This is a genomic window from Oerskovia paurometabola (assembly GCF_016907365.1).
Lineage (GTDB): Bacteria > Actinomycetota > Actinomycetes > Actinomycetales > Cellulomonadaceae > Oerskovia > Oerskovia paurometabola.
The window spans coordinates 506,363-527,831 of sequence record NZ_JAFBBV010000001.1 but is presented as its reverse complement, the minus strand read 5'-3'; the positions used below and the strand labels follow the sequence as shown (position 1 = coordinate 527,831).

The 21,469-nt window shown below is 74.0% G+C and carries 14 protein-coding genes; 6 read left to right on the top strand and 8 right to left on the bottom strand.

Annotated features, from left to right (window positions below; translation table 11 throughout):
• Positions 1–51: 51 nt before the first annotated feature.
• The 6 genes from fepG to JOD48_RS02325 all read right to left on the bottom strand — a co-directional run bounded on the left by fepG (position 52) and on the right by JOD48_RS02325 (position 6,310).
• Positions 52–1,128: an iron-enterobactin ABC transporter permease gene (gene fepG / locus JOD48_RS02350; protein ID WP_204807148.1), complete on the bottom strand. Its 1,077-nt coding sequence runs from the start codon at positions 1,126–1,128 to the stop codon at positions 52–54.
• Entirely contained in the window at positions 1,125–2,228 is a 1,104-nt protein-coding gene (locus JOD48_RS02345; protein ID WP_204807145.1) for a Fe(3+)-siderophore ABC transporter permease, read from the bottom strand. The genes fepG and JOD48_RS02345 overlap by 4 nt, the downstream gene beginning before the upstream one ends.
• 1 nt (position 2,229) lies before the next feature.
• On the bottom strand, positions 2,230–3,105 hold the full coding sequence (locus tag JOD48_RS02340; RefSeq protein WP_204810266.1) for a siderophore-interacting protein: 876 nt from the start codon (positions 3,103–3,105) through the stop codon (positions 2,230–2,232).
• Positions 3,105–4,094, bottom strand: coding sequence for an ABC transporter substrate-binding protein (locus tag JOD48_RS02335; RefSeq protein ID WP_204807142.1), 990 nt, complete (start codon positions 4,092–4,094; stop codon positions 3,105–3,107). The genes JOD48_RS02340 and JOD48_RS02335 overlap by 1 nt, the downstream gene beginning before the upstream one ends.
• Before the next feature lie 115 nt (positions 4,095–4,209).
• The gene (locus JOD48_RS02330; protein ID WP_204807140.1) at positions 4,210–5,229 is read right to left on the bottom strand and encodes an ABC transporter substrate-binding protein; all 1,020 of its coding nucleotides are present in this window, start codon (positions 5,227–5,229) and stop codon (positions 4,210–4,212) included.
• A 58-nt stretch (positions 5,230–5,287) separates the two neighbouring features.
• Complete coding sequence (locus JOD48_RS02325) at positions 5,288–6,310, bottom strand: helix-turn-helix domain-containing protein (RefSeq protein WP_204807138.1); 1,023 nt, start codon at positions 6,308–6,310, stop codon at positions 5,288–5,290.
• A 55-nt stretch (positions 6,311–6,365) separates the two neighbouring features.
• On the opposite strand from JOD48_RS02325, the gene JOD48_RS02320 reads away from it, so the two are divergent.
• From JOD48_RS02320 to JOD48_RS02300, 5 genes are all read left to right on the top strand, one after another.
• Positions 6,366–8,168 carry an ABC transporter transmembrane domain-containing protein gene (locus JOD48_RS02320; RefSeq protein ID WP_204807135.1) on the top strand — a complete coding sequence of 601 codons (1,803 nt, stop codon included), beginning with the start codon at positions 6,366–6,368 and terminating at the stop codon, positions 8,166–8,168.
• A 95-nt stretch (positions 8,169–8,263) separates the two neighbouring features.
• Positions 8,264–10,015 carry an ABC transporter ATP-binding protein gene (locus tag JOD48_RS02315; protein WP_204810264.1) on the top strand — a complete coding sequence of 584 codons (1,752 nt, stop codon included), beginning with the start codon at positions 8,264–8,266 and terminating at the stop codon, positions 10,013–10,015.
• 65 nt (positions 10,016–10,080) lie between these two features.
• Positions 10,081–11,328 carry a diacylglycerol/lipid kinase family protein gene (locus JOD48_RS02310; RefSeq protein WP_204807134.1) on the top strand — a complete coding sequence of 416 codons (1,248 nt, stop codon included), beginning with the start codon at positions 10,081–10,083 and terminating at the stop codon, positions 11,326–11,328.
• 53 nt (positions 11,329–11,381) lie between these two features.
• Positions 11,382–12,602, top strand: a complete 1,221-nt coding sequence (locus JOD48_RS02305) for an AI-2E family transporter (RefSeq protein ID WP_204807132.1) — start codon at positions 11,382–11,384, stop codon at positions 12,600–12,602.
• A 208-nt stretch (positions 12,603–12,810) separates the two neighbouring features.
• The gene (locus JOD48_RS02300) at positions 12,811–17,508 is read left to right on the top strand and encodes a hypothetical protein (RefSeq protein WP_204807130.1); all 4,698 of its coding nucleotides are present in this window, start codon (positions 12,811–12,813) and stop codon (positions 17,506–17,508) included.
• A gap of 50 nt (positions 17,509–17,558) precedes the next feature.
• On the opposite strand, the gene JOD48_RS02295 is transcribed toward JOD48_RS02300, so the two are convergent.
• A complete protein-coding gene (locus JOD48_RS02295) occupies positions 17,559–18,338 on the bottom strand; it encodes a glycosyltransferase family 2 protein (RefSeq protein ID WP_191790042.1) in 780 nt (259 codons plus the stop codon).
• A 404-nt stretch (positions 18,339–18,742) separates the two neighbouring features.
• Complete coding sequence (locus JOD48_RS02290; protein WP_191789860.1) at positions 18,743–19,567, bottom strand: DUF5926 family protein; 825 nt, start codon at positions 19,565–19,567, stop codon at positions 18,743–18,745.
• A gap of 111 nt (positions 19,568–19,678) precedes the next feature.
• Between JOD48_RS02290 and JOD48_RS02285 the strand changes: the two genes are divergently transcribed.
• Entirely contained in the window at positions 19,679–21,466 is a 1,788-nt protein-coding gene (locus JOD48_RS02285) for a metallophosphoesterase family protein (protein WP_204807128.1), read from the top strand.
• The last annotated feature ends 3 nt before the right edge of the window (positions 21,467–21,469 follow it).

Genomic DNA, 21,469 nt, shown 5'->3' with positions numbered 1-21,469 from the left:
CCGTCTCCTCGGGAGGGGTGGGGCTGGTCGGGGCCGTGGGGGTCCAGGTGCTCATTGCCGCCTCGCCTCCCGGGCGAGCAGCCACACGAGGTAGCAGCCGCCGATGCTCACCGTCACGACGCCCACGGGGAGCTGCGTGGGCGCGAACGCCCGCTGCGCGACGAGGTCGCTCGCGGCGAGCAGCGCGGCACCCATGGCGGCCGAGGACGCGAGGCCGACGGTCGCGCCGCGCGTGAGTCGTCGGGCGAGCTGGGGTGCGGCGAGCGAGATGAACGCGATGGGTCCGGCCGCGGCCGTGACGAGCGCGGTGAGCGCGACCCCCACGACGACGAGCGAGAGCCGCGTGCGTTCGGAGCGGACGCCCAGGGCCTGCGCGGCGTCGTCGCCCATCTCGAGGACGTCCATGCGCCGCCCCAGGAGGAAGAGCGGGGGCACGAGGACCGCGAGGATGAGCACGACGGGCAGCACCTGGGTCCAGGACAGCCCGTTGAGGCTGCCCGCTCCCCAGGTCGCGGCGGCCATGGCCCGCGCGAGGTCCGCCTTGAGGATGAGCCAGGTGTTGACGGACGCGAGCATGGCGCTGACAGCGATGCCGACGATGATGAGCCGGAAGCCCTGGACGCCGTTCTTGTACGCGAGCAGGTAGACGATGCCCGCGGTCACGAGCCCGCCGATCATGGCCCCGGCGGCGACCGCGCTGTACGAGCCGCCGAGCAGCAGGATCACGACGAGCGCCCCGGTGTAGGCGCCGGTGTTGAAACCGATGATGTCGGGGCTGCCGAGGGGGTTGCGGGTCAGGGACTGGAAGATCGCGCCGCTCATCCCGAGCGCCCCGCCGAGCAGGATCGCGAGCAGGACGCGGGGCAGGCGCCACTCGACGACGACCATGCGGATCACCTCGGGGGCGTCGCCGGTGAGGGCGCGCAGCACGTCGGGCACGGCGACGGCGTAGTCGCCGACACCGAGCGCGACGACACCCACGGCCGCGGCGAGCACCACGAGCACGAGGGTCACGACGGCGGCGCGCACGTCGAGTCGTGCGGAGAACCGTCCGCGGCGCGAGCGCACGACCCGGGTGGGTCGGCCGAAGTCGAGGCGAGCACGCGGCGTCTGCACGGGCGCGGTCACAGCCCGCTCACCTGCCTGCGTCGCACGAGCCAGATGAGGACCGGAGCGCCGACGAACGCGGTGACGATGCCGACCTGCAGCTCGGCAGGCCGCAGGACCAGGCGCGCTGCGACGTCGGACACCAGGAGCAGGATGGGTGACATGACGAGCGTGTAGGACAGGATCCACCGCTGATCGGGTCCCACGATCCAGCGCGCGACGTGCGGGACCATGAGCCCCACGAACCCGATGGGGCCCGCGGCGGCGGTGGCCGCCCCGCACAGGAGCGTGACCGCGACGACCACGATCGTGCGGGTCCGGCTGATGCTGGCCCCGAGGGACCGGGCGAGGTCGTCGCCGAGGGCGACCGCGTTGAGCGGGCGCGCGGCGACGACCGCGAGCACGACCCCCACGAGGATGAAGGGCGTGACCGTCCCGACCATCTCCCACGAACGGTTGCTGAGCGTGCCCGCCCCCCAGTAGCGCATCTTGTCGAAGACCTGCGGGTTGAGGAGCGTGATCCCCGACGAGATCCCACCGAGGACCGCGCCGATCGAGATGCCGGCGAGCGTGAGGCGGATCGGTGTCGCTCCCCCGCGCCCGAGCGAACCGATGAGGTAGACCACGACGGTCGTCACGATCGCCCCGAGGAACGCGAACCAGATGTACTGCTGGATGTCGACGACGCCGAACGTCGCGACGCCGAGCACCACGGCGAACCCCGCGCCCGAGTTGACGCCCAGGATGCCGGGGTCGGCGAGAGGGTTGCGCGTCAGCGCCTGGATCAGCGCGCCCGAGAGCCCCAGGGCGACCCCGACCAGCAGTCCCAGGGCCGTGCGGGGCAGACGCAGGTCGCGCAGGATGACCACGTCGTTCGGGTCGGCGCCGGGCGCGCCGACGAGCGCGGACCACACCGAGGCGAGCGGGATCGTCTTGGAGCCCACGGCGAGGCTCACGAAGACCATCACGACCAGGACCCCGACGGCGACGAGCAGCCACGCGGTCCGCGTCGCGTTGGTCGCAGCGAGGCCGGGCGCCTTGTCGGGGGTGCCTGGCGCCTGGTCCTCGCCGGGTGGAGGGCCGTCCTGGGCGGGCGCGGGGGCCCGTTCGGTCGTCGTCATCTCACAGCCCCAGCGACTCGAGCTTGTCGAAGTACGCGTCCGTGACCTCTTCCTCGTCGCGGTCCTCGTCCGCCCACAAGGCGTCGATCCACGCCTTGACGCTCGGGTCGAGGTTCTCCCAGCGCTCCTCCCACTCCTCGGCCCTCGCGGTCCAGTACCCGATGGTCTTGTAGGCCGTGACCGGCAGGCCGCGCTCGTGGCGCAGGTACCTGCGGACGGCGCGCAGCACCGTGGTCTCTCCCGCGAACCAGACGTACCCGACGCCGTCGGGCAGGTCGATGCTCCGCAGGATCTCCTCGAGCCGGCACGGGCCGTGACCGTTGCCGCCGTAGACCCACGCGATGTCGACGTCCGGGTGGGCGGGGAAGGACTGGCGGTGGCCCGCGTCGGGCACCTCGACGACCACGCGCGTGCGCACGCCCGCCGGGGCCTGCTCGATCAGCCGGCCGACCGCGGGCAGGCCCGTCGCGTCCGCGAGGAGGATCTGCCAGGCGAGGTCCGCGGGCGGGTCGTACAGCCCGCGCGGGGAGTTCAGCCCGACGACGTCGCCCGGCTTCGCCTGCTGGGCCCAGGTCGCGGCGACTCCCCCGCCGTGGACGACGAAGTCGATCACGACCAGGCCCGGCGCGGGCACCGCACGGACCGTGTAGGTCCGCAGGGGTGAGGCCTGGACGCCCTCGGGGTAGTCCCACGAGTACTCCGTCGCGAACGGCAGGACGGGCTCGGCCTCACCCGGCGCGGGCAGGAAGACCCGCAGGTACTCGTCGCCGACGCCCGTGGACTCGAAGTCCGCGAGGCCCTCGCCGCCGAGCGTGACCCGGATCATGCCGGGGGTCAGGCGCTCGACCGCCACGACCTCGGCGCGGTGGATGCGCATCACGGCAGCAGCGCCTTCTCGACGACCTCGAGGAACGCGTACTGGCCGCTGGGCGAGCCGTAGACCATCTCGAGGTCGTGGACCGCGACGTTCTGGTTCGTGACGAACGGCAGCGCGGCCCACAGGCCGTTGCCCGCGAGCTCGGCGAACGGGTCGGTGAGCTCGCCCGTCTTCTCGTCGGGGGCCGTCGAGGTGAAGACCCAGTCGATGCCCGCGAGCTGCTCGAGCTGCTCGGTGCCGAGCGTGGTGCCCTCCTCGCCCTCGGCGAGCGGCGTGATCCTCAGACCGAGGTCGTCGAAGACGAGGCACGGCGTGCCGTAGCAGGACACGATGACCTCGCCGTCGCCGTAGCCGACCGGCCCGACCACCGGGTCGATGCCGGCCGCGGCGAGCCGCGCCTTCACGTCGTCGACCTTGGCCTGGTACTTCGCGGTCCAGGCGTCGTGCTCGGCGACCTTGTCGAACGCCTTCGCGACCTCGGCGAAGCTCTCGCGCCAGTCACGGCCGTCGAACCCGTTGAAGCTGTACGTCGGGGCGATGTCCGGAAGCTTGGTCACGAGCTCGTCGTCGTAGCCCAGCCCGTTGAGGATCACGTCGGGCTTCGCGGCGAGGATCTCCTCGTAGTTGTACTCGGGGAAGTTCTCGAACGTCTTGATGCCCTCGAGCGCCTTCTGGTCGAAGAACGACGGGAAGGTCGTGTACCCCTGCGAACGGATCGGCTGGGAGTCCGCGAGCGGGATGCCGAGCGTGATGAGCATGTCGAGGTCGGTCGTGTAGACACCGAGCGCGGCCTGCGGGTCGGTCGGGATCGTGGTCTCGCCGAACGCGCTGTCGACCGTGCGGGTCTCGACCTCGCCGGCACCGGAGCCGGAACCCGCGTCGGTGCCCGAGGCGCACGCGCCCAGCAGCAGGGCGAACGTCGCCGCGGAGGCGGCGGCAAGGGCTGAGCGGGCTGAGCGGGCTGAGCGACGGGTGGTGCGCGTGGTCATGGGACGTCCTGGTTCGGGCGGGCCGCGGGAGTCGCGGCGGTGAGGGCGGGGTGGCGGGTGGGGCGGCCGGGGCGGCCGGGGCGCGACGGCCTCTCGGCCGGGCGGCGGCCCAGGGTCAGAGCAGGCGCGCGGCCTCGCGCAGGTCCTCGGCGAAGACCTGGGCGGTCAGGGCGAGCCCGAAGTTGCGGTCGTAGCGGAGCTCGGCGACGCGCCCCGCCTGGACGGCGGGCACGGCCTGCCAGGCCGGGTTGGCGATCGCGGGGTCCTCGGGGTTCTGGAGCACGATCAGGTCGGCGTCGTGGAAGACGTCGAGGTTCTCGAACGAGTACCTCGACACCGAGCCGTTGCTCTGCCCGGCCTCGGGGACCACGAGGTCCATGCCGACATCGCGCGCGATGCCCGAGCAGAAGCTGTCGGGCTCCTGGATCCAGAAGCCCTCCTCGTCGGCGCCCGCGATGACGACCGTGCGCCCTGCGACGAGCGGGGCGATCTCGGCGGAGACGTCCGCGACCGTGGCGTCGTAGGCGTCGATCGCCTCGGTCGCCTGCTGCTCGCGGCCGAACGCGGCGAGCTGGCGCCGGAGCGACGCCTTCCAGTCGGGGTCGTCGTCGCCGACGACGAGGACGGGCGCGATGCCCTCGGCCAGCAGCTCGTTCTCCTGGTAGTAGTTCCACCACCCCGCGCCGACGACGAGCATGTCGGGCGAGTGGGACAGGATCGACTCCGCGTTGGGCTCGATGTTGGAGCCGCCGAGGCGCTCGACGCCCTTCGGCAGGTGTGCCATGAGGTGGCTCTCGTCGGACCACTCGGTCGCGACGATCGGCAGCCCGGCGAGGAGCGCGAACTCGAGGCCTGCGCGGGCCTCCAGGACGACGACCCGCTCGGGGTGCAGGGGCAGGTCGGTGCGGTAGCCGTCGTGCTCGAACGGCTGGGTCTCGCCACCCGCCGAGCCGGTCCCGGCCGACCCTGCCCCGTCGCCGCACGCCGCGAGGATCCCGGCGACCGTCAGTGCCCCGGCGCCGATGAGGAAGTCGCGGCGGGTGATCGCCGCGACGATCCGCTGCCACTGCCCCTCGGCGACCGGGAGGAGCGTCACGTCGGGGACGTCGGTGCGGGCAGGCAGGACGAGGGTCACAGGAGCTCCCGGGCAGGGGACGGCGACGCGACGGTCGACATCGGTTGGTTAGGTATCCCTACCCTAACCAGGCCCGCCGCTCCGGGACCGGCCGATCGTCGCCGGCAGCGGCCAGGGGATGTTCCGCATCGGCCCGCACCGAGGCCACGTACCAGCCCGGCGTGTGCCCGAGCACCCGGCGGAACGACTGCACGAACGCGCTCGGCGTCCGGTACCCCACCCGCCGACCGACCGTCCCCACCGGCATCCCGCCCGCGAGCAGCCCGATCGCGACCCGGACGCGCGCATGGATCCGCCACTGCGCGAACGTCATGCCCGTCTCCCGGTGGAACAGCCTGGAGAAGTTCCGCACGCTCACCGACACCTCGCGCGCCCACGCCTCGAGCGGACGCGTGTCGGCAGGGTCGTCCAGCAGACGCCTGGCGACCGACGCCAGGCGCGCGTCCGAGGGCATGGGCAGCACCATGGGCGTGACGTCCACGGGAGACAGGAGGTCGACGACGACGCGCTCGCTGCGCCGTCGGGCCGCCGGGGCCATGTCGCGCTGCGACAGGTGGATCATGAGCTCGCGAGCGGCGGGCGGGACCGAGACCGCGGTCGTGCGGTGCGCGCGGTCGAGGACCGCCACGAACGGGTCGTCCGTGGGCTCCGGGGCGGACGCCGCGGGTGCGGTCGCGAGCGGCTCGGCGGGCGCCGCCGCACCGTCCGCGTCCACATAGGTGCAGTAGAAGCCCGTGCCGCCTGCGGTCTGGACCGCGTGCGCGACACCCGCAGGGATCCACAGCCCGATCGTCGGCGGGACCGCGAAGAAGCCGTGCTCGGTCTCGACCGTCAGCACGCCCTGCGTGCCCCACAGCAGCTCGTGGAACGCATGCACGTGCACGGGCCACAGGCCCGGTGTGCTCGGCGGGAAGTGCGACGTCGAGACCGAGCGGACCTCTCGCGCGGCCGCCAGGAGCGCTGCGGCCTCGGCGGTGTCGGCGTCACGCGGGCCGTCCGCGGCGTCGTGCCCGCCGCCCGGGAACCGGACGTGCACGAGGGGGATCGAGGAGGCTGAGGACGCCTGGCCGATGAGCGACATGATTGGGCAGGCTATCCCACATCGGCTCAGGAAGGTAAGCATTACCTTAGCAAGCATGCCCCTCCGTACCCGTCGTCCCGCACGCCGCGGCGGGCCCCCGCCGACGACCGTCGGCCAGGTCTTCCGCCTCGTCCTCACCGGGAACCGCCGGTGGCTTCTGCTGACCGCGGGCGCGAGCGGCTTCATGGTCCACCAGGTCGCCGAGGCGCTCGTGCCCGTGCTGATCGGCGTGGTCGTGGACCGCGCGATCATGCCGCGTGACGGTGCCGCGCTCGGGCTGTGGCTCGGGGTCCTCACGGCGGTCTTCCTCGTCCTGACCATGGCCTGGCGGATCGGCATGCGCTCGACCGTCCGCGCGTTCTCGTTCGCCGCGCACGACCTGCGTCAGCTCACCGTCGCGCGCGTCCTCGACCCGCGCGGCATGGCCAGGCGCCGCGCGGCGGGCGAGACCCTGACCATCGCGTCCTCCGACACGAACCGCGTCGCGGGGATCGCCTGGCTCGTCACGGGACAGCTCGGCGCGCTCGCCGCGATCGGGACGACCGCCGTGAGCCTCCTCCTCGTCTCCGTCCCGCTCGGCGTCGCGGTCCTCGTCGCGACCCCCGTGATGCTCCTCGTGATGCACCGGCTGTCCGTCCCCCTCGAGGCGCGCAGCGAGGCCGAGCAGGAGACCGCGGCCCGCGCCGGCGGGCTCGCGACCGATCTCGTCACGGGCCTGCGCGTCCTCAAGGGCCTGGGCGCGGAGCAGGCCGCGGCCGACCGCTACCGCCGAGCGAGCCGCGGCTCGCTCGCGGCCGCGCTGCGCGCCGTCCGGTCCCGCGCCGCGTACCAGGCCGTGAGCGAAGGGCTCTCGGTGGTCTTCCTCGCGACGGTCGCGCTCTTCGCGGGACGCATGGCGCTCGCCGGGCAGATCACGGTGGGCGAGCTCGTCGCCGTCGTCGGCCTCGCGCAGTTCGTCCAGGAACCCATGTCACGCACGGGCTTCCTGGGCGTCGAGCTCGCCCAGAAGCGCGCGTCCGCACGCCGTCTGCTGCTCCTGCTCGGCGAGCCGACCGTCCACAGCGCCCCGGCCCGGCCTGTGGACGCGGGCGTGGCGGGTGCGACGCCGCCGGGCGGCTCGGTGACCCTCGCCGGGGTCTTCGGCGGCTCCACGCTCCCGTCCGTCACGGTCCGCCGCGGCCAGGTCGTGGGCGTCGTCGTGCCCGACGCCGGGGACGCGGCCGCGCTCGTCGACGTCCTCGGGTGCCGTGCACCCGCGCCACCAGGAGCCGTCGTCGTCGACGGGACCGACCTCTCCACGCTCGACCCCGCGACCGGACGCGCCCTCGTCTTCGCGGCCCGGCACGACGCGTCGCTGTTCAGCGCGAGCGTGCGCGACAACCTCGCACCCGACGGCCCGCTCGACCCGCGCGCGCTCGACGCGTCGGGGACGACCGAGGTGCTCGGGCATCTCGGCGACGGCCTCGACACCCACCTGACCGGGCGCGGCCAGCACCTGTCCGGCGGGCAGCGCCAACGCCTCGTCCTCGGCCGGGCGCTGCACCGCCCCGAACCCGTGCTGGTGCTGCACGACCCCACGACCGCCGTCGACACCGTGACCGAGGCCCGGATCGCGGCGGCGCTGCGCGGTCTCCCCGAGCGCACGTTGCTGCTCGTCACGACGAGCCCGACGCTGCTCGCGGCGTGCGACCACGTGGTGGTGGCAGTGAGCGGGACGCCCGGTGGGGCCGGGGTCCACGGCGCGGCCGGCTCGGCCGGCTCGGCTGGCTCGGCCGGCTCGGCTGGCTCGGCCGGCTCGGCTGGCTCGGCTGGCTCGGCCGGCTCGGTCGGCACCGGCGCCGAGCTGGTCGCGTCGTGAGCGCCGCCGCCGCGACCGGGACCGGCCGCGCCGCCCCGGCGCACGAGATCCTGCCCGTCGCCTCGACCGCCGCGACCAACGCGGCGCTGTGGCGCATGCTCACCCGCCGCCGATGGCTCTTCGCCGGGACCGTCGCCGTCCTCCTGGCCGGGTCGGTCGCGGGCCTCGCGATGCCCGCCCTGCTCGGGGTCCTGGTCAACGTCGTGGTCGAGGGCGGCGAGACCGCCGACCTCGTGCGCTACGCGCTCCTGCTCCTCGGGGCCGGCGTGCTGAGCGCGGGACTCGGCTACCTCGGCCAGACCCTCCTCGCCCGGATCTGCGAGGGAGCGCTCGCCGACCTGCGCGAGGACGTCCTCGCGAGCGCGCTCGACCTGCCCCTCGAACAGGTCGAGCAGGCGGGCGTCGGCGACGTCGTGGCTCGCGTCTCGGGGGACGTCGACGCCGTGAGCGAGGCGATCTCGGGCGTGCTGCCCGCGGTCACGTCGGCCGCGTTCACGATCGTCCTGACGCTCGTGGGCCTCGGTGCCCTGGACTGGCGCTTCGCGCTCGCCGCGGTCGCGGCCGCCCCCCTGCAGGTCGTGTCGCTGCGCTGGTTCCTGCGCCGCTCGGGCCCCGTGTACCGGGAGGTGCGCGTCGCCGAGGCGCAGCGCACCGAGCAGGTCATCGAGACGGTCGCGGGTGCGACGACCGTCACGACGCTCGGGCACGGCGACCGGCACGAGGCGCTCGTCGCTGCGTCGTCGCTGCGGGCGATCGACCTGTCGCTGACCGGGATCGGGCTGCTCACCCGGTTCTACAACCGGCTCAACGTCGCCGAGCTCGTCGGGCTCGGGGCCGTGCTGGCCACGGGGTTCTGGCTCGTCTCGGGCGACGCCGTGACCGTGGGCGCGGCCACGGCGGCGGCCCTGTACTTCCACCGGTTGTTCGGGCCGATCGGGACGGTGCTCGGCGAGTTCGACGAGATCCAGAAGGCGGGTGCGGGCCTCGCCCGCCTCGTGGGCGTGACGGCGGCGACGGCGGAGCCCGCCGAGGGCGACGCGATCCCCGCCGAGGGTGACCACCCCGGTCCGGCGACCGCCTCCCGGAAGCCGCGCTCCGCCGTCGTGCTCCGGGGCGTGACGTTCGCCTACACGCCCGGGCGCGACGTCGTGACCGACGTGGACCTCGACGTCGCCGAGGGCGAGCACGTCGCGCTCGTCGGGGCTTCCGGGGCCGGCAAGACGTCGGTCGCGAAGCTCGCGATGGGCATCCACCGCCCGACGCGCGGCGCCGTGCACGTCCTGGGCACGGCGCCGGGGCGACGCCGTCGGGCCCCGCACGACGACGGCCGACGGACCGACGCCGCGATGGTGAGCCAGGAGGTCCACGTGTTCAGCGGGACGCTCGCCGAGGACCTGCGCCTCGCGGCCCCCGACGCGAGCGACGCGGAGCTCGCAGCGGCGCTCGACGCGGTCGAGGCGCACTGGGCGCACGACCTGCCCGACGGCCTCGCCACCGTCGTCGGCGCGGGCGGCCTCGACCTGTCGCCCGACCGCGCGCAGCAGCTCGCGCTCGCGCGGATCCTGCTGCTCGACCCGGCCGTCGTCGTGCTCGACGAGGCGACCGCGGAGGTCGGGACCGACGGCGCCGCGACCCTCGACCGAGCCGCACGCGCGGCCCTGTCCGGGCGGACCGCGGTCGTCATCGCGCACCGGCTGAGCCAGGCCCAGGTCGCGGACCGCGTGGTCGTCATGGAGGCCGGGCGGATCGTCGAGTCGGGGACGCACGACGAGCTGCGCCGGGCGGGCGGCCAGTACGCGCAGCTGTGGGCGGCCTGGGAGCGAGGCGCGGGAGACCGCCGAGGGTGACGGGTACGTCACCTTCGGCGGGCTCGGACGTCATCGTCGGCATCCCGGGCGCTACCGTGTCGAACATGGGTTGGGAGATGTGGTTGGGGGTCGCGGCGGTCGCCATCTCCGCCGTCGCGCTCACCGTCGCGATGACGGTCTGGTCGCAGCAGCGACGTCGTCGTCGCCTCGACCCCCCGCTCGCGGTCGCCGAGGCGCTCACGGAGGACGTCGGTCAGCTCATCGCGTTCGTCGCGAACCCCTCCAAGCCCGCGGTCGCGAACCTCGAGCGGACGGTCCGGCGCGTGTGCGCCGACGCCGACCTGCCCGAGCCCCTGTGGCTCGAGACCACCATCGAGGACCCGGGCGTCGGGCAGACCCGCGAAGCCCTGTCCCGCGGCGCCGACATCGTGGTCGCGGTCGGCGGCGACGGCACGGTCCGGGCCGTCGCCGAGGGCATGGTCGGCACGGGCAAGCCCATGGGCCTGGTGCCGCTCGGCACGGGCAACCTCCTCGCGCGCAACCTCGACCTGCCCATCGCCGACCCGGACGAGGCCCTGCGCATCGTCGTCGCGGGCGCAGACCGCGTGATCGACGTCGGGTGGGCCCGCGTCCTGGAGTTCGCCCAGCCCGACGGCGCCGCGCACGACCCCGCGCGGACCGGCACCACGGGTTCGGGCGCGGCGGGCGACGACGCGACCGGCGACGCGGTCGGGACCGGCGAGGCGGACGAGGTCGGTGCCGGGACCGGGACGGACGGCGCGAACGACACGGCAGGGGACGCCCTCCCCGAGCAGGACACCGAGACCGCGCACATCTTCCTCGTGATCGCGGGACTCGGTTTCGACGCCGCGATGGTCGCCGACGCCGACGCGTCGCTCAAGGCGAAGATGGGATGGGTCGCGTACTTCGTCGCGGGCATCCGCCACCTGCACGGCCGCCGCCTGCGCGCGCAGATCCAGCTCGACGACACCCCGGTGGTCAGCGCGAAGCTCCGCACGCTGCTGGTCGGGAACTGCGGCAAGCTGCCCGGCGGCATCACGCTGCTCCCGGACGCGGTACTGGACGACGGCATCCTCGACGTCGCGGCGATCGACACCCGGGGCGGAGTCGTCGGCTGGGCCCAGCTCTTCGGCGACGTCGTCATGCAGGGCTTCGGCGTGCGCAACGACCTGCCCGCGAAGATCGGTCGCATCGACCATGCGCGCGCCAAGCGCGTCCGGGTCCGGGTCGAGGGCGGTGAGCAGGCACAGGTCGACGGCGACCTGCTGGGCAAGGCCGTCGAGCTCGAGGCCTGGGTCGAGCCGGGCGGGTTGGTCGTGCGGACCGCCTGACCGGAGGGCATCATTCGACCTGACGCACCGTCCTACCGAGGAGCACCACCTAGATGACCGCACTGCAGGACGCCCCTCGGCCGCCGGGCCTCGCGCCCTCGACCCGCACCCTGCTCAGCCTGGCCGCCGCTGTGATCGTCCTCGCCGGGATCTACCTCGCGCGCGGCCTGTTCGGCCCCCTCGCCCTCGCCGCGGTCGTCGTCATCATCGTGCAGCCGGTCCGGGGCCCGCTCCAGCGGCGGGGCTGGTCCCGGTGGGGGGCGACCACCGCGACCATCGTCACGGCCTACCTGATCCTGGGCGCCCTCGCGGCCCTGCTCGCGTTCGCGGGGGTGCAGTTCGCGAGCCTCGTGGGCCAGTACCTCGACGACCTGTCGGACATGGTCGCGCAGGCCACCACGTGGTTGGAGTCGTTCGGCGTCGAGGGGCAGGTCACGGACGCGCTGGCGTCCTGGCTCGACCCGAGCACTCTCGCGGGCTTCGCCGCGACGATCGGGGGGACCGCCATGACGGTCCTCACGGCCTTCTTCTTCGTGCTCGCCTACGTGATCTTCATGGCCGCCGACGCGACCCGCTACCAGGACGCCCGCTCGCGCTTCGGTGCGGAGCGCCCCGCGACCCTCGACCGCATCACCGCGTACAACTCGGGCGTCCGCCGCTACTTCGTGGTCAACGCGTCGTTCGGTGCCGTCGTCGCCGTGATCGACGGCCTGGCCCTGTGGTGGATGGGGGTCCCGGCCCCGGCGGTCTGGGCGATCCTCGCGTTCGTCACGAACTTCGTGCCCAACATCGGGTTCGTGCTCGGCCTGGTCCCGCCCGCGGTCATGGCGCTGGTCGTGGGCGGCTGGCCGCTCGCCCTGGCCGTGGTCGCCGTGTACTGCGTGGTGAACGTGGTGCTCCAGGTGCTGGTCCAGCCCAAGTTCGTGGCCGACGCGGTGAACCTGAGCCTCACGCTGAGCTTCTTCTCGGTCGTGTTCTGGACGCTGGTGATCGGGCCGTTGGGTGCGATCCTGGCCATCCCGCTGACCCTGCTCACCCGGGCGCTCGTCCTCGAGGGGGACCCGGGCTCCGGCTGGTTGCGCTACCTGTCGGGGGACACCTCGGCAGGCGCGGGCGCAGCGCCTCCTGAGGCTCTCGGCGAGGAGAACGACGACGACGGAGGTGACGACCGGGGCCCGAGCGGCGGTGCCGACGCGCCGGCCCCGGACGCCCCGCCTCGGGCCGCCGCGCAGGCACCGGACACGGACGTCTCAGCCCCCTCCCGCGACCGCTGAACCCGCGCTTCTCCCCCGTTCCCTAGGGTTTTCCCTAGCGATGGCATCTTCTTGACCTGCGCCTGAGACAGGCTTCTTCCTGTGCGCAGGGCACCCCCCTCGCACGCTTCCGGCCCGCCGCGACCACCCTGGGCCGACCTCGTGGAGGAACGGTGCCCGACCCGCTGGTCGAGCGGGTCCCCGGAGACGCTCCCCGTACGCTGGTCCGGTGACGAAACCGGCCGCTGACCTGCCCTTCTCGCGACCGCGCACGCTCCGGACGGCCGTCGCCGTCCTGCTCGCGCTGGTCTGCCTGGTCGGCACCGCGCTGCCCGGGCACGCCCTGCCGGGGACTTCGGCCCCCACCGAGACCCGGCCGACGCTCGCGCAGGCCCCGGCCGCGGAGTCGACCGAACCGACGCCGACCATCCTGGTCGCCGTGGCCGGCCTCTACTGGCGTGACATCTCCCGGACCGCCACGCCGACGCTCTGGAGCATGATCCGTACCGGCTCCGTCGCGTCGCTCGTCGCCGGGCGGACGGCGTGCACCACCGACGCCTGGCTGACCCTCTCGGCGGGCCAGATGGTCTCGACAGCCGACGCGCCTGCCTCCGCCCCGACGAACGAGCCCGGCGAGCCCGGTGAAGACGGCGAGGACGGCGCGGTGGACCCCGCGGTCACGGGATGCCCCGAGCTGCCGCAGCCGGTCGCCGCGAGCGGCGACCTCGAGGGGCCCGCGACGATTCCTGGGTGGGCCACCCTGACCCAGCAGCCCGACGACGTCACGGCCCAGCACCCGGCAGGCGCCGTCGCGCAGCGACTCGCCGACGTCGACGTCTGCGCGACGGCGGTCGGGCCGGGTGCCGCGGTCATGCTCGCCGACGGGGCCGGGCACGTGTCCCGCTACGTCTCGGGGATCGACCAGATCCCGGCCGGCGACCTGCAGTCGTGCCCTGTCACCGTGATCGACCAGGGAGAGCTCTTCGACAGCACCGGACGACGGGGCGAGAGCCTCGAGGCACTGGACGCGACGCTGCGGCGCATCGTGAAGGAAGCCGACCTGGGCACCCGCGTCCTGATCGCCGGGGTCTCGGCGGGACCCGTCGGAGAGCCCGGCCCGCAGGTCGTGGTCGACTGGCGGCCCGAGGTCGTGACCGGCACCTGGCTCCACTCCCCCTCGACGCAGACGGACGGCATCGTCCAGCTCGTCGACGTCTCGGCGACCATCGTCCACGAGGCCGGCGGGAGCACCGAGGGACTCGACGGCGCCCCCATCTCCCTGGGCGAGACCCGTCGCATGGACGTCTCCCGGACGGTCGAGAACCGGCAGTACTTCAACGTCCTGACCAGCACCATCCCGAGCCTCTACCCAGTGCTCGTCGGCCTGCTGATCGCGGCGCTCGTCGTGACGCTGGGCGGGCTGCTGTGGGTGCGCAGGGCGGCTCAGCGACGCGGCTCGCCGACACCGGTGCCGCCCGGCCGGGTGGGACGGCGCGTCACGACGGCCGTCCTGCTGGTGGTCGCCTCGGCCCCCGTCGGCGCGTCGCTCGCCAGCCTGTCCCGGTGGTGGGTCTGGAGCGCCCCGAACGCCGCCGCGACGCTCGCCCTGACCGCTGCCACGGTCCTGGTCGCGGTCGTGGCCTGGTCCTGCTCGCGCCTGCTCCCCCGGCGCCCGTGGGCCCTGCCGACCGCGCTCGGGGGCGTGACGTGGCTGGTGCTCACGATCGACGGGGCGACGGGGACCACGTTGCAGCAGGCCTCGTTGCTCGGGACATCCGCGGTGGTCGACTTCACGCGCTTCTACGGCTTCAACAACGTCACCTTCGCCGTCTACGCGGTCGCGGGCCTCGTCCTCGCGGGCGGCCTGGCGAGCGCGGCCGTCGAGCGGGGACGCCGACGGCTCGCGGCGGCCCTCGTCGCCGCCGTCGGGACGGTCACGGTCGTCATCGACGGCTGGCCCGGTTTCGGCGCGGACTTCGGCGGGATCCTTGCCCTCGTGCCTGCCTTCGCGGTCCTGGCCCTCCTCGTCGGGAAGGTCCGGCTGACCTTGCTGCGGATCGCGGTCGTGGCCGGGGCGACGGTCCTCGTCGTCGCCGTCATCTCCGTGATCGACTGGCTCTCGCCGACCGGCAGCTCGCACCTGGGAGGGTTCGTCCAGTCGTTGCTCGACGGCGGGGCCTTCGAGGTGATCGCCCGCAAGGCTGCCGGGGCATGGAAGACGATCGCGAACCCGGGGGGTGTGCTCGCCACCGTCCTCGTGGTCGGCCTGAGCATCGTCCTCCTGCGCCCCGAGCGGTGGCGCCTTCCGGAGGTGGCTGCGGCGTACCGGGCATGGCCGCTGCTCAAGCCCACGGCGATCGCCCTGGTGGTCGTCGCGGGGGTCGGGTCCGTCCTCAACGACTCGGGCATCATCATCGGGATCATGGTCTTCGTGGTCGGGGCAGCGATGCTCGTGCCGGGCTTCATGACCGACGACCTCGCGCCCGCGGGCGCCGGGTCGACCGGCCGCTCGGACGGCGACGCCCGCGCCGTCCTCACCACGGCGGAGGCCCTGGCAGCGCCCGGTGTCCGCCGGATGCCCACCATGGTGGCCACGATCGGCGGCGGCCTGTTCGTCGTGATCCTCCTCGCCTCGAGCGTCCTGAGCGCGGCCGGGGTGCGCTCGCCGCACGCCACGGTGCCCGCCGGGACCGAGGTCGCCCCGAGCAGGTCTGACGTGGTCGCGGCGGACCAGCCGCTGGTCGTGGTGGGCACCGCGGGGGTCACCTGGGAGGACGTCTCGTCGGGGTCGGCCCCGACGCTCAACGACATGCTCACCGACGGCGCGGGCGCAGCAGGTGTCTCGCAGCCCACCGGCGCGGCGGGACGTTGTGTCGCGGGCGGGTGGCTCGCCCTGTCCGCGGGCCAGCTCGCGGAGGTCACGACGCAGCGCGCCGCCGACGGGTCCTGGGCCTGCCCGGACCTCACCCCCGTCGTGTCGGGAGACGGTGCCCAGGTGTCGGGGTGGGACGACCTGGTCGCCCTGCAGCGCGGGTCGACCTACCAGGCCCGGCTCGGGGTGCTCGGGGACGCGCTGACCACGACCTGTGCCACCGCCGTCGGGCCGGGAGCCGCAGCAGCCCTCGCGACGTCCGACGGCGCGGTCCCGCGCTACCGGGACGCCGCCGGGGCGTTCGCTCCGGGGACGGACGCCTTCGCGTGCCCCCTCACCGTGGTCGACGCGGGAGACGCCACCGTGCCACCGCTGGACCCCACCCGGTCGGCCGCGGAGCAGTCCGCCGACCGCGCAGCCGCCCGGACCGAGCGGCTGCGCGCGGTCGACGAGCGCGTGCGCACGGTTCTCGACCGCGCCCCGTCCGGCGCGACGGTCCTGGTCGTGGACGTGAGCGGCAACCCCGGCGCCCGTCCCGTCCTCGGCGTCGCGCTGGCCCGACCGACCACCGACGGCCCGGACCAGGCGCGCTTCCTCACGAGCGCGGCCACCCGGACCGACGGCGTGGCCCGGCTCCTCGACGTCCCCGCGACCATCCTCAGCGCGGCCGGGGTGACTCCCCCGCCACGCATCCAGGACACACCCCTGGCATGGGGGTCGGTCCGTGCCCCGGACGCGGCCACGACGGCGTCCTCGCTGGCCGACCTCACCTCGCGAGACCACGTGCGGCGCACCGTGTACTCGTTCTTCGTCGACGTCCCCCTCTACGCGGGCCTCGCGCTCGGGGTCGCGTGCCTCGCGCTCGCCCCCGTGGCTTCGAGAGCACGCTCGGCCCGAGCCCGCGCCAGGTGGGCCCGCGCCTGGGTGTGGGCCCGAGGGGCGGCGCTCGTGGTCGCTGCCGTCCCCACCGCGGCCTTCCTCACCTCGCTGACGGGATGGTGGCGGTTCGCGAACCCGACGCTCGCGATCGTCCTGTCGACGGTCGGCGCGACGGCGATCGTCGCGGCTCTCGGGGCGCTCGCTCCACGACGGCCCGCCTGGTTGGCCCCGGGGATCGTCGCGGGCATCACGTTCGTCGCCCTGAGCCTCGACGCGATGATCGGCACCCCGCTCAACCGCGCCAGCCCGCTCGGGTCGGCGCCGACGTTCGGCGCGCGCTTCTACGGGTTCGGCAACCCGACCTTCTCGGTGTACGCCGTGGCCGCTCTGGTCCTGGCCGCCGCGCTCGCGCAGTGGCTCGTGCTGCGGCACCGGCGGGTCGCCGCCGCCGTGACCGTCGGGGTCATCGGCGTCGTCACGATGGCGATCGACGTGTGGCCCACGTGGGGGGCCGACCTGGGCGGTGGCCTGGTCCTCGTCCCTGCCTTCGCCGTGCTGGGCCTGGCCGCCTCTGGCGCCCGCGTCACCTGGCGCAGGTTCTTCGCGGTGGCGGCCGTGGGCGTCGCCGCGGTCGCCGCGGTGGGCGTCCTCGACTGGCTCCGGCCACCGGACCAGCGGTCGCACCTCGGCCGTTTCGTCGCCCAGGTGGTCGACGGCAGCGCGTGGGAGACGCTCGCCCGCAAGGCGGGCTACGCCCTGCGCTCTGTGCTGGGCGGTGTCCCCGTGTGGCTCACGATCCTCGTGCTCGTCGCGGCCGCACTGCTCCTCTTCGGGTCGAGGCGCTTCACGCCACGATGGTTCGCCCGCACCGAGGCGGCCTGGCCGCTCCTGCGCCCGGCGCTCCTCGCGCTGTGGATCGTGTCCGTGGCGGGGTCGGTCGTGAACGACTTCGGGGTGCGGATCGCGATGATCGCCCTCATCCCGGCGATCCCGCTCCTGACGGTCGCGGCGCTCCACGCGTCGGCGTTCCCGGGCGAGGATCCCGAACCGTCCGAGGCCTCGACGGCCGACGTCCCGGTCGAGGCGGCCCCCGCGCGGCCCACGGCGCCGCACGACGCGCCCGACGACGGAGCCGCACCGCCCGACGCGGCGGAACCTGCGGCGTCGGGCAGGTAGGACGACGAAGCGCCCGGGCGGAGACCGCCCGGGCGCTTCGTCGTGAAGGACTACTTCGAGTGCTTGGTGCCGCTCAGCGCGTCGATCGCGCTGCGCACGCGCCGCGCCCCGACCGCGAGCTGCACGTCGCGGTACTGGTTCGCGCGGTGGATCTGCCCCTTGAGGTCCGAGCCGGACGGGCGGTGGCGCAGGTCGCACGGCACCTCGACCGCGACGTACCCCTTGCGGAGCAGGTCGATCGTCAGCCCCGTCTCGACGCCCCAGCCGCGCGCGAGCGGCGTCGCGGCCTCAAAGGCCTCGCGCGTCAGGCAGCGCATGCCCGACAACGGCTGCGTGGGCGTCCACCCGGTCATCGACTGGATCGCCCGACGTGCGGCTCCCACGACGATGCCCCGGCCGCCCGCGCCGGGCTGCGGCGGGAGCAGCGCGATCGACATGTCCGCCGCACCGTTGAGCACGGGGTCGACGAGGGGGGCCGTGTTGACGGCCGTCTCCCCCAGGTCGCCGTCGATGAAGAGCAGGAGGCGCGCGGGCCGGTCGGCGACGTCACGCATCGCGACGACCGCCGCGCCCGTCTCCATGGCCGCGGCCTTGCCGCGGTTGTGCGAGTGACGCACGACGACGGCACCCGCCTCGCGCGCGACGTGCTGGGTGCTGTCCTCGCTGCCGTCGTCGACGACCAGGACGAGGTCCACGTGCGGGATCGCCTTGGCCGCGCGGACGGTCGCCGCGATGCGGCGCGCCTCGTCCTTGGCGGGGATGATCACCGCCACGCGCTGCTTCTGCCGGCCGCCACCCGTGAGCGGTGCGGGACGCGGGGTCTTCGCCACCGGGAGCGCGTGCGTCCCGTTCGCGGGGACGCCGACGGCCTCGCCGGTGGTGCCGGTGGTGGGGTTCTTTCCTGACTCGGTCGACCGATGGTCCGCGTTCACGCCGTCCAGCCTAGTAGTGCAAAGAGTTTCCCGCAGTTTGCCACACTCTTGGTGGCAAAGTCACGGCCGTCTTCCCGGGATCTCCCCGAGAACGGTGTGCCCGGGTTCTTGACGAGGTATTGCGTCCTGCCGTCCCCCGTCGGCCGCCACGTCGCGGTCGTGCCTGGAGGACGCGCACTCCGGGCGTACCCGGGGTGACGTGAAGGGGGGTGGGCGGAGGGGGCGTCAGCACCCGGACGCCGTACCGGCGACGCCCGGGTGCTGTCGCCCCCTGCCGAACCTCTATGCCCTCGGTGCCGAGGTCAGCGCAGCGTGACCTGGCGGGACACGATGCCCGCACGCGCACGGCGCTCGTTCGCGTCGAGCGGCTCGGTCACCGCGAGCGCCGCGTCGAGCTTCGCCTTGAGCTCCTTGGCAGGCTCCTCGATGTCCGCCGCCTCGGTGCCGCGCGGCAGCTCCCACACGGGCACCAGCAGACCGCTCGAGCGGAACGCGCCGACGAACTTGCCGCCGCCCAGACCCGACTCGCGCTTGGCGTGCAGGCGCGAGATCGCGTCGATCAGCGCCTCCTCGCCCACGGGCCAGGCCCAGCGCAGGAACTCACGGCTCATGGAGCACCAGTAGGCCGACTCGACCGACGCGAGCTTGACCGTGGGGACGATCGACTCCGACGCCTGGTCGAGGGACGCCTTGAGGTCCGGGGTGACGTCCGTCGTCGGGTCGAGCCAGAACGAGAAGTCGTCGTGGACCGTGACCTCGAAGGGCACCGACAGGTCCAGGACGTCCTGCAGGCGCGGACCCGGTCCGGGCAGCTCGCCCAGCTCGATCGACGTGCCCGGCTCCGCCTCGACGGCCTCCAGGAGAGCGGCCGCGAGGTCGCGGCTCGTGTCTCCGGACCCCGCGATGGTCTGGAGCGCGAGGAGGATCGTGCCGTCCTGGCGGTGCAGCGCAGCCCAGCCGGCAGGCAGGACCGTGACCACGAGCACGTCGCGCGCGCCGAACTCCTTCGTGGTGCGGGCAGGTGCCGAGGCCGAGGGGACGACCTCCCGCAGGGCGACCCAGTCGGTCTCGCCGGGGAGGCCCTCGAAGGGGCGCAGCACGAAGTCGGGCGTCGAGTTCTTGGCCATGGACGAAGTGTAGTAGGACTGAACTGCACGCCGACCCCTGTGACGAATCAACCCCTGGTGCGCACGGCGCGCCGATGGCGACCCCCCTCATGATCGGCAAGGCTGGATCCGATGACCACCACGCACCGCACGCCTCCCCGATGGGTCCGCTGGACCCTCTCCGTCGTCGCGGTACTCGTCCCCTGCGTCGTCTGGGGCGTGACGACCGCGACCGCCGACCTCAGCCTCGGTCCCCACGAGGCCCGTTACGAGGTGACCACGGACAGCGTCGTCACCGTCGACCTGGGACCGCTCGGCACCCTGCAGATCGACTCCCCGCTCCCCGCCGGTCTCGGGGCGAGCGTCACGGTCAAGGAGATCCCGGCAGACCTCACCGCGGTCGACCAGGCGACGACGCTCGCCGGTCTCACGAACGATCTCGAGGGCTACCTCCAGTTCTTCAGCGGGCCGCAGGAGTCGATCGGGCACGCCGTCCGCGCCCTGGTCCTCGACGCGCTACGACGCACGGGGTTCGCGATCCTCGTGGCCGGTGCCGTGGGCGCCCTCGGGTACGTGGTCCTCGGGGCGGCCAGGAGGGACGAGCTGACCTCGGTCCTCGCTCCCCGCACCTGGGAGATCACGGCGAGCGTCGCGATCGTCTCCCTCGTCGCCGGGTCGCTGTCCTCGTCGACCCAGGAGCGCGACCTCGGGACGACGACCCCCACCTCCGCCGTCTTCGCCGGGACCCCTCTCGAGGGTGCCCGCATCACCGGACGGCTCGCGGGGATCGTCGACACCTACGGGGGCATGGTCGTCGACTTCCTGCGGGAGAACGACGAGTTCTACGACATGGCCGACAAGAACCTGGTCGCCGCGTGGGACGAGCGCGACGCGATCGAGGAGGCCGAGGCGGCGCAGGCGGCCGCGGCCGAAGCAGCTGCGGAGGCCGCGGCCGAGGCCCAGGCCGAGGCAGGTGCGGGCGAGAGCCCGCCCGACGCCGCCGACGGCGTTGAGACCACCGGACCCCGCGCGAGCGACGAGCCGTCCGCGCCGACGCCCACTCCCACCGACGACGCCGAGCTCGTGACGATGCTGCTCATCAGCGACCTGCACTGCAACATCGGGATGGCCCCGCTCATCCGCACGACCATCGATCGCTCCGACGCGACCCTGGTCCTCAACGCGGGCGACACCACCATGAACGGGACCGCCGTCGAGAACTTCTGCGTCGACGCCTATATGTCGGCGCTGCCGAAGGGCACGACCATGGTCGTCGCCGACGGCAACCACGACTCGACCGAGACCTCGGCGCGCGAGCGCTCCCGAGGCGCCAAGGTGCTCGACGGCGGGATCCTCGAGGTCCAGGGAATCCGCATCCTGGGCGACAGCGACGCCATGGCCCCCGGCCTCATCGAAGGACCCACGACCCGCGCGGGAGGAGCGACCGCGCAGGCCGAGGAGCTGACCGAGGTCGCGTGCACGGCCGACGACGGGATCGACATCCTGCTCATCCACACCCCCCGCGTGGGCAACGTCCCCATGGAGTCCGGCTGCGTGCCCGCCCAGCTCTCCGGGCACATGCACACCCGCGCGGACCCGGAGCAGGTCGGCGGCGGCATCCGCTACGTCAACGGGAGCACCGCGGGCGCCATCGCGAACGCCTCCCGCATCGGGCCGCTCAAGGGCACGGCCGAGATGACGCTGCTGCGGTTCGACCCGACCGAACGGCGGATCGTGGACTGGCAGATCGTCTCGGTCACCCCGGACGGGGCCGCCGCCGTCGGGCCACGTCAGCCGTGGCCACCTGTCGTCGACCAGGCGACCCTGGACGAGGGCGCCGTGCCCCCGGGCGACGGGAGCACCGACGTGCCGCCGCCCGTCGAGGACGGGGCCCCGGTGGGCGAGGTCCCGGCAGGGTAGCGC

Bases quoted from the DNA above. Each gene is read 5' to 3' on its own strand.
- JOD48_RS02345 (WP_204807145.1), bottom strand. From the start codon at position 2,228: ATGACGACGACCGAACGGGCCCCCGCGCCCGCCCAGGACGGCCCTCCA.
- JOD48_RS02340 (WP_204810266.1), bottom strand. From the start codon at position 3,105: ATGCGCATCCACCGCGCCGAGGTCGTGGCGGTCGAGCGCCTGACCCCC.
- JOD48_RS02335 (WP_204807142.1), bottom strand. From the start codon at position 4,094: ATGACCACGCGCACCACCCGTCGCTCAGCCCGCTCAGCCCGCTCAGCC.
- JOD48_RS02325 (WP_204807138.1), bottom strand. From the start codon at position 6,310: ATGTCGCTCATCGGCCAGGCGTCCTCAGCCTCCTCGATCCCCCTCGTG.
- JOD48_RS02320 (WP_204807135.1), top strand. From the start codon at position 6,366: ATGCCCCTCCGTACCCGTCGTCCCGCACGCCGCGGCGGGCCCCCGCCG.
- JOD48_RS02315 (WP_204810264.1), top strand. From the start codon at position 8,264: ATGCTCACCCGCCGCCGATGGCTCTTCGCCGGGACCGTCGCCGTCCTC.
- JOD48_RS02310 (WP_204807134.1), top strand. From the start codon at position 10,081: ATGGGTTGGGAGATGTGGTTGGGGGTCGCGGCGGTCGCCATCTCCGCC.
- JOD48_RS02305 (WP_204807132.1), top strand. From the start codon at position 11,382: ATGACCGCACTGCAGGACGCCCCTCGGCCGCCGGGCCTCGCGCCCTCG.
- JOD48_RS02290 (WP_191789860.1), bottom strand. From the start codon at position 19,567: ATGGCCAAGAACTCGACGCCCGACTTCGTGCTGCGCCCCTTCGAGGGC.
- JOD48_RS02285 (WP_204807128.1), top strand. From the start codon at position 19,679: ATGACCACCACGCACCGCACGCCTCCCCGATGGGTCCGCTGGACCCTC.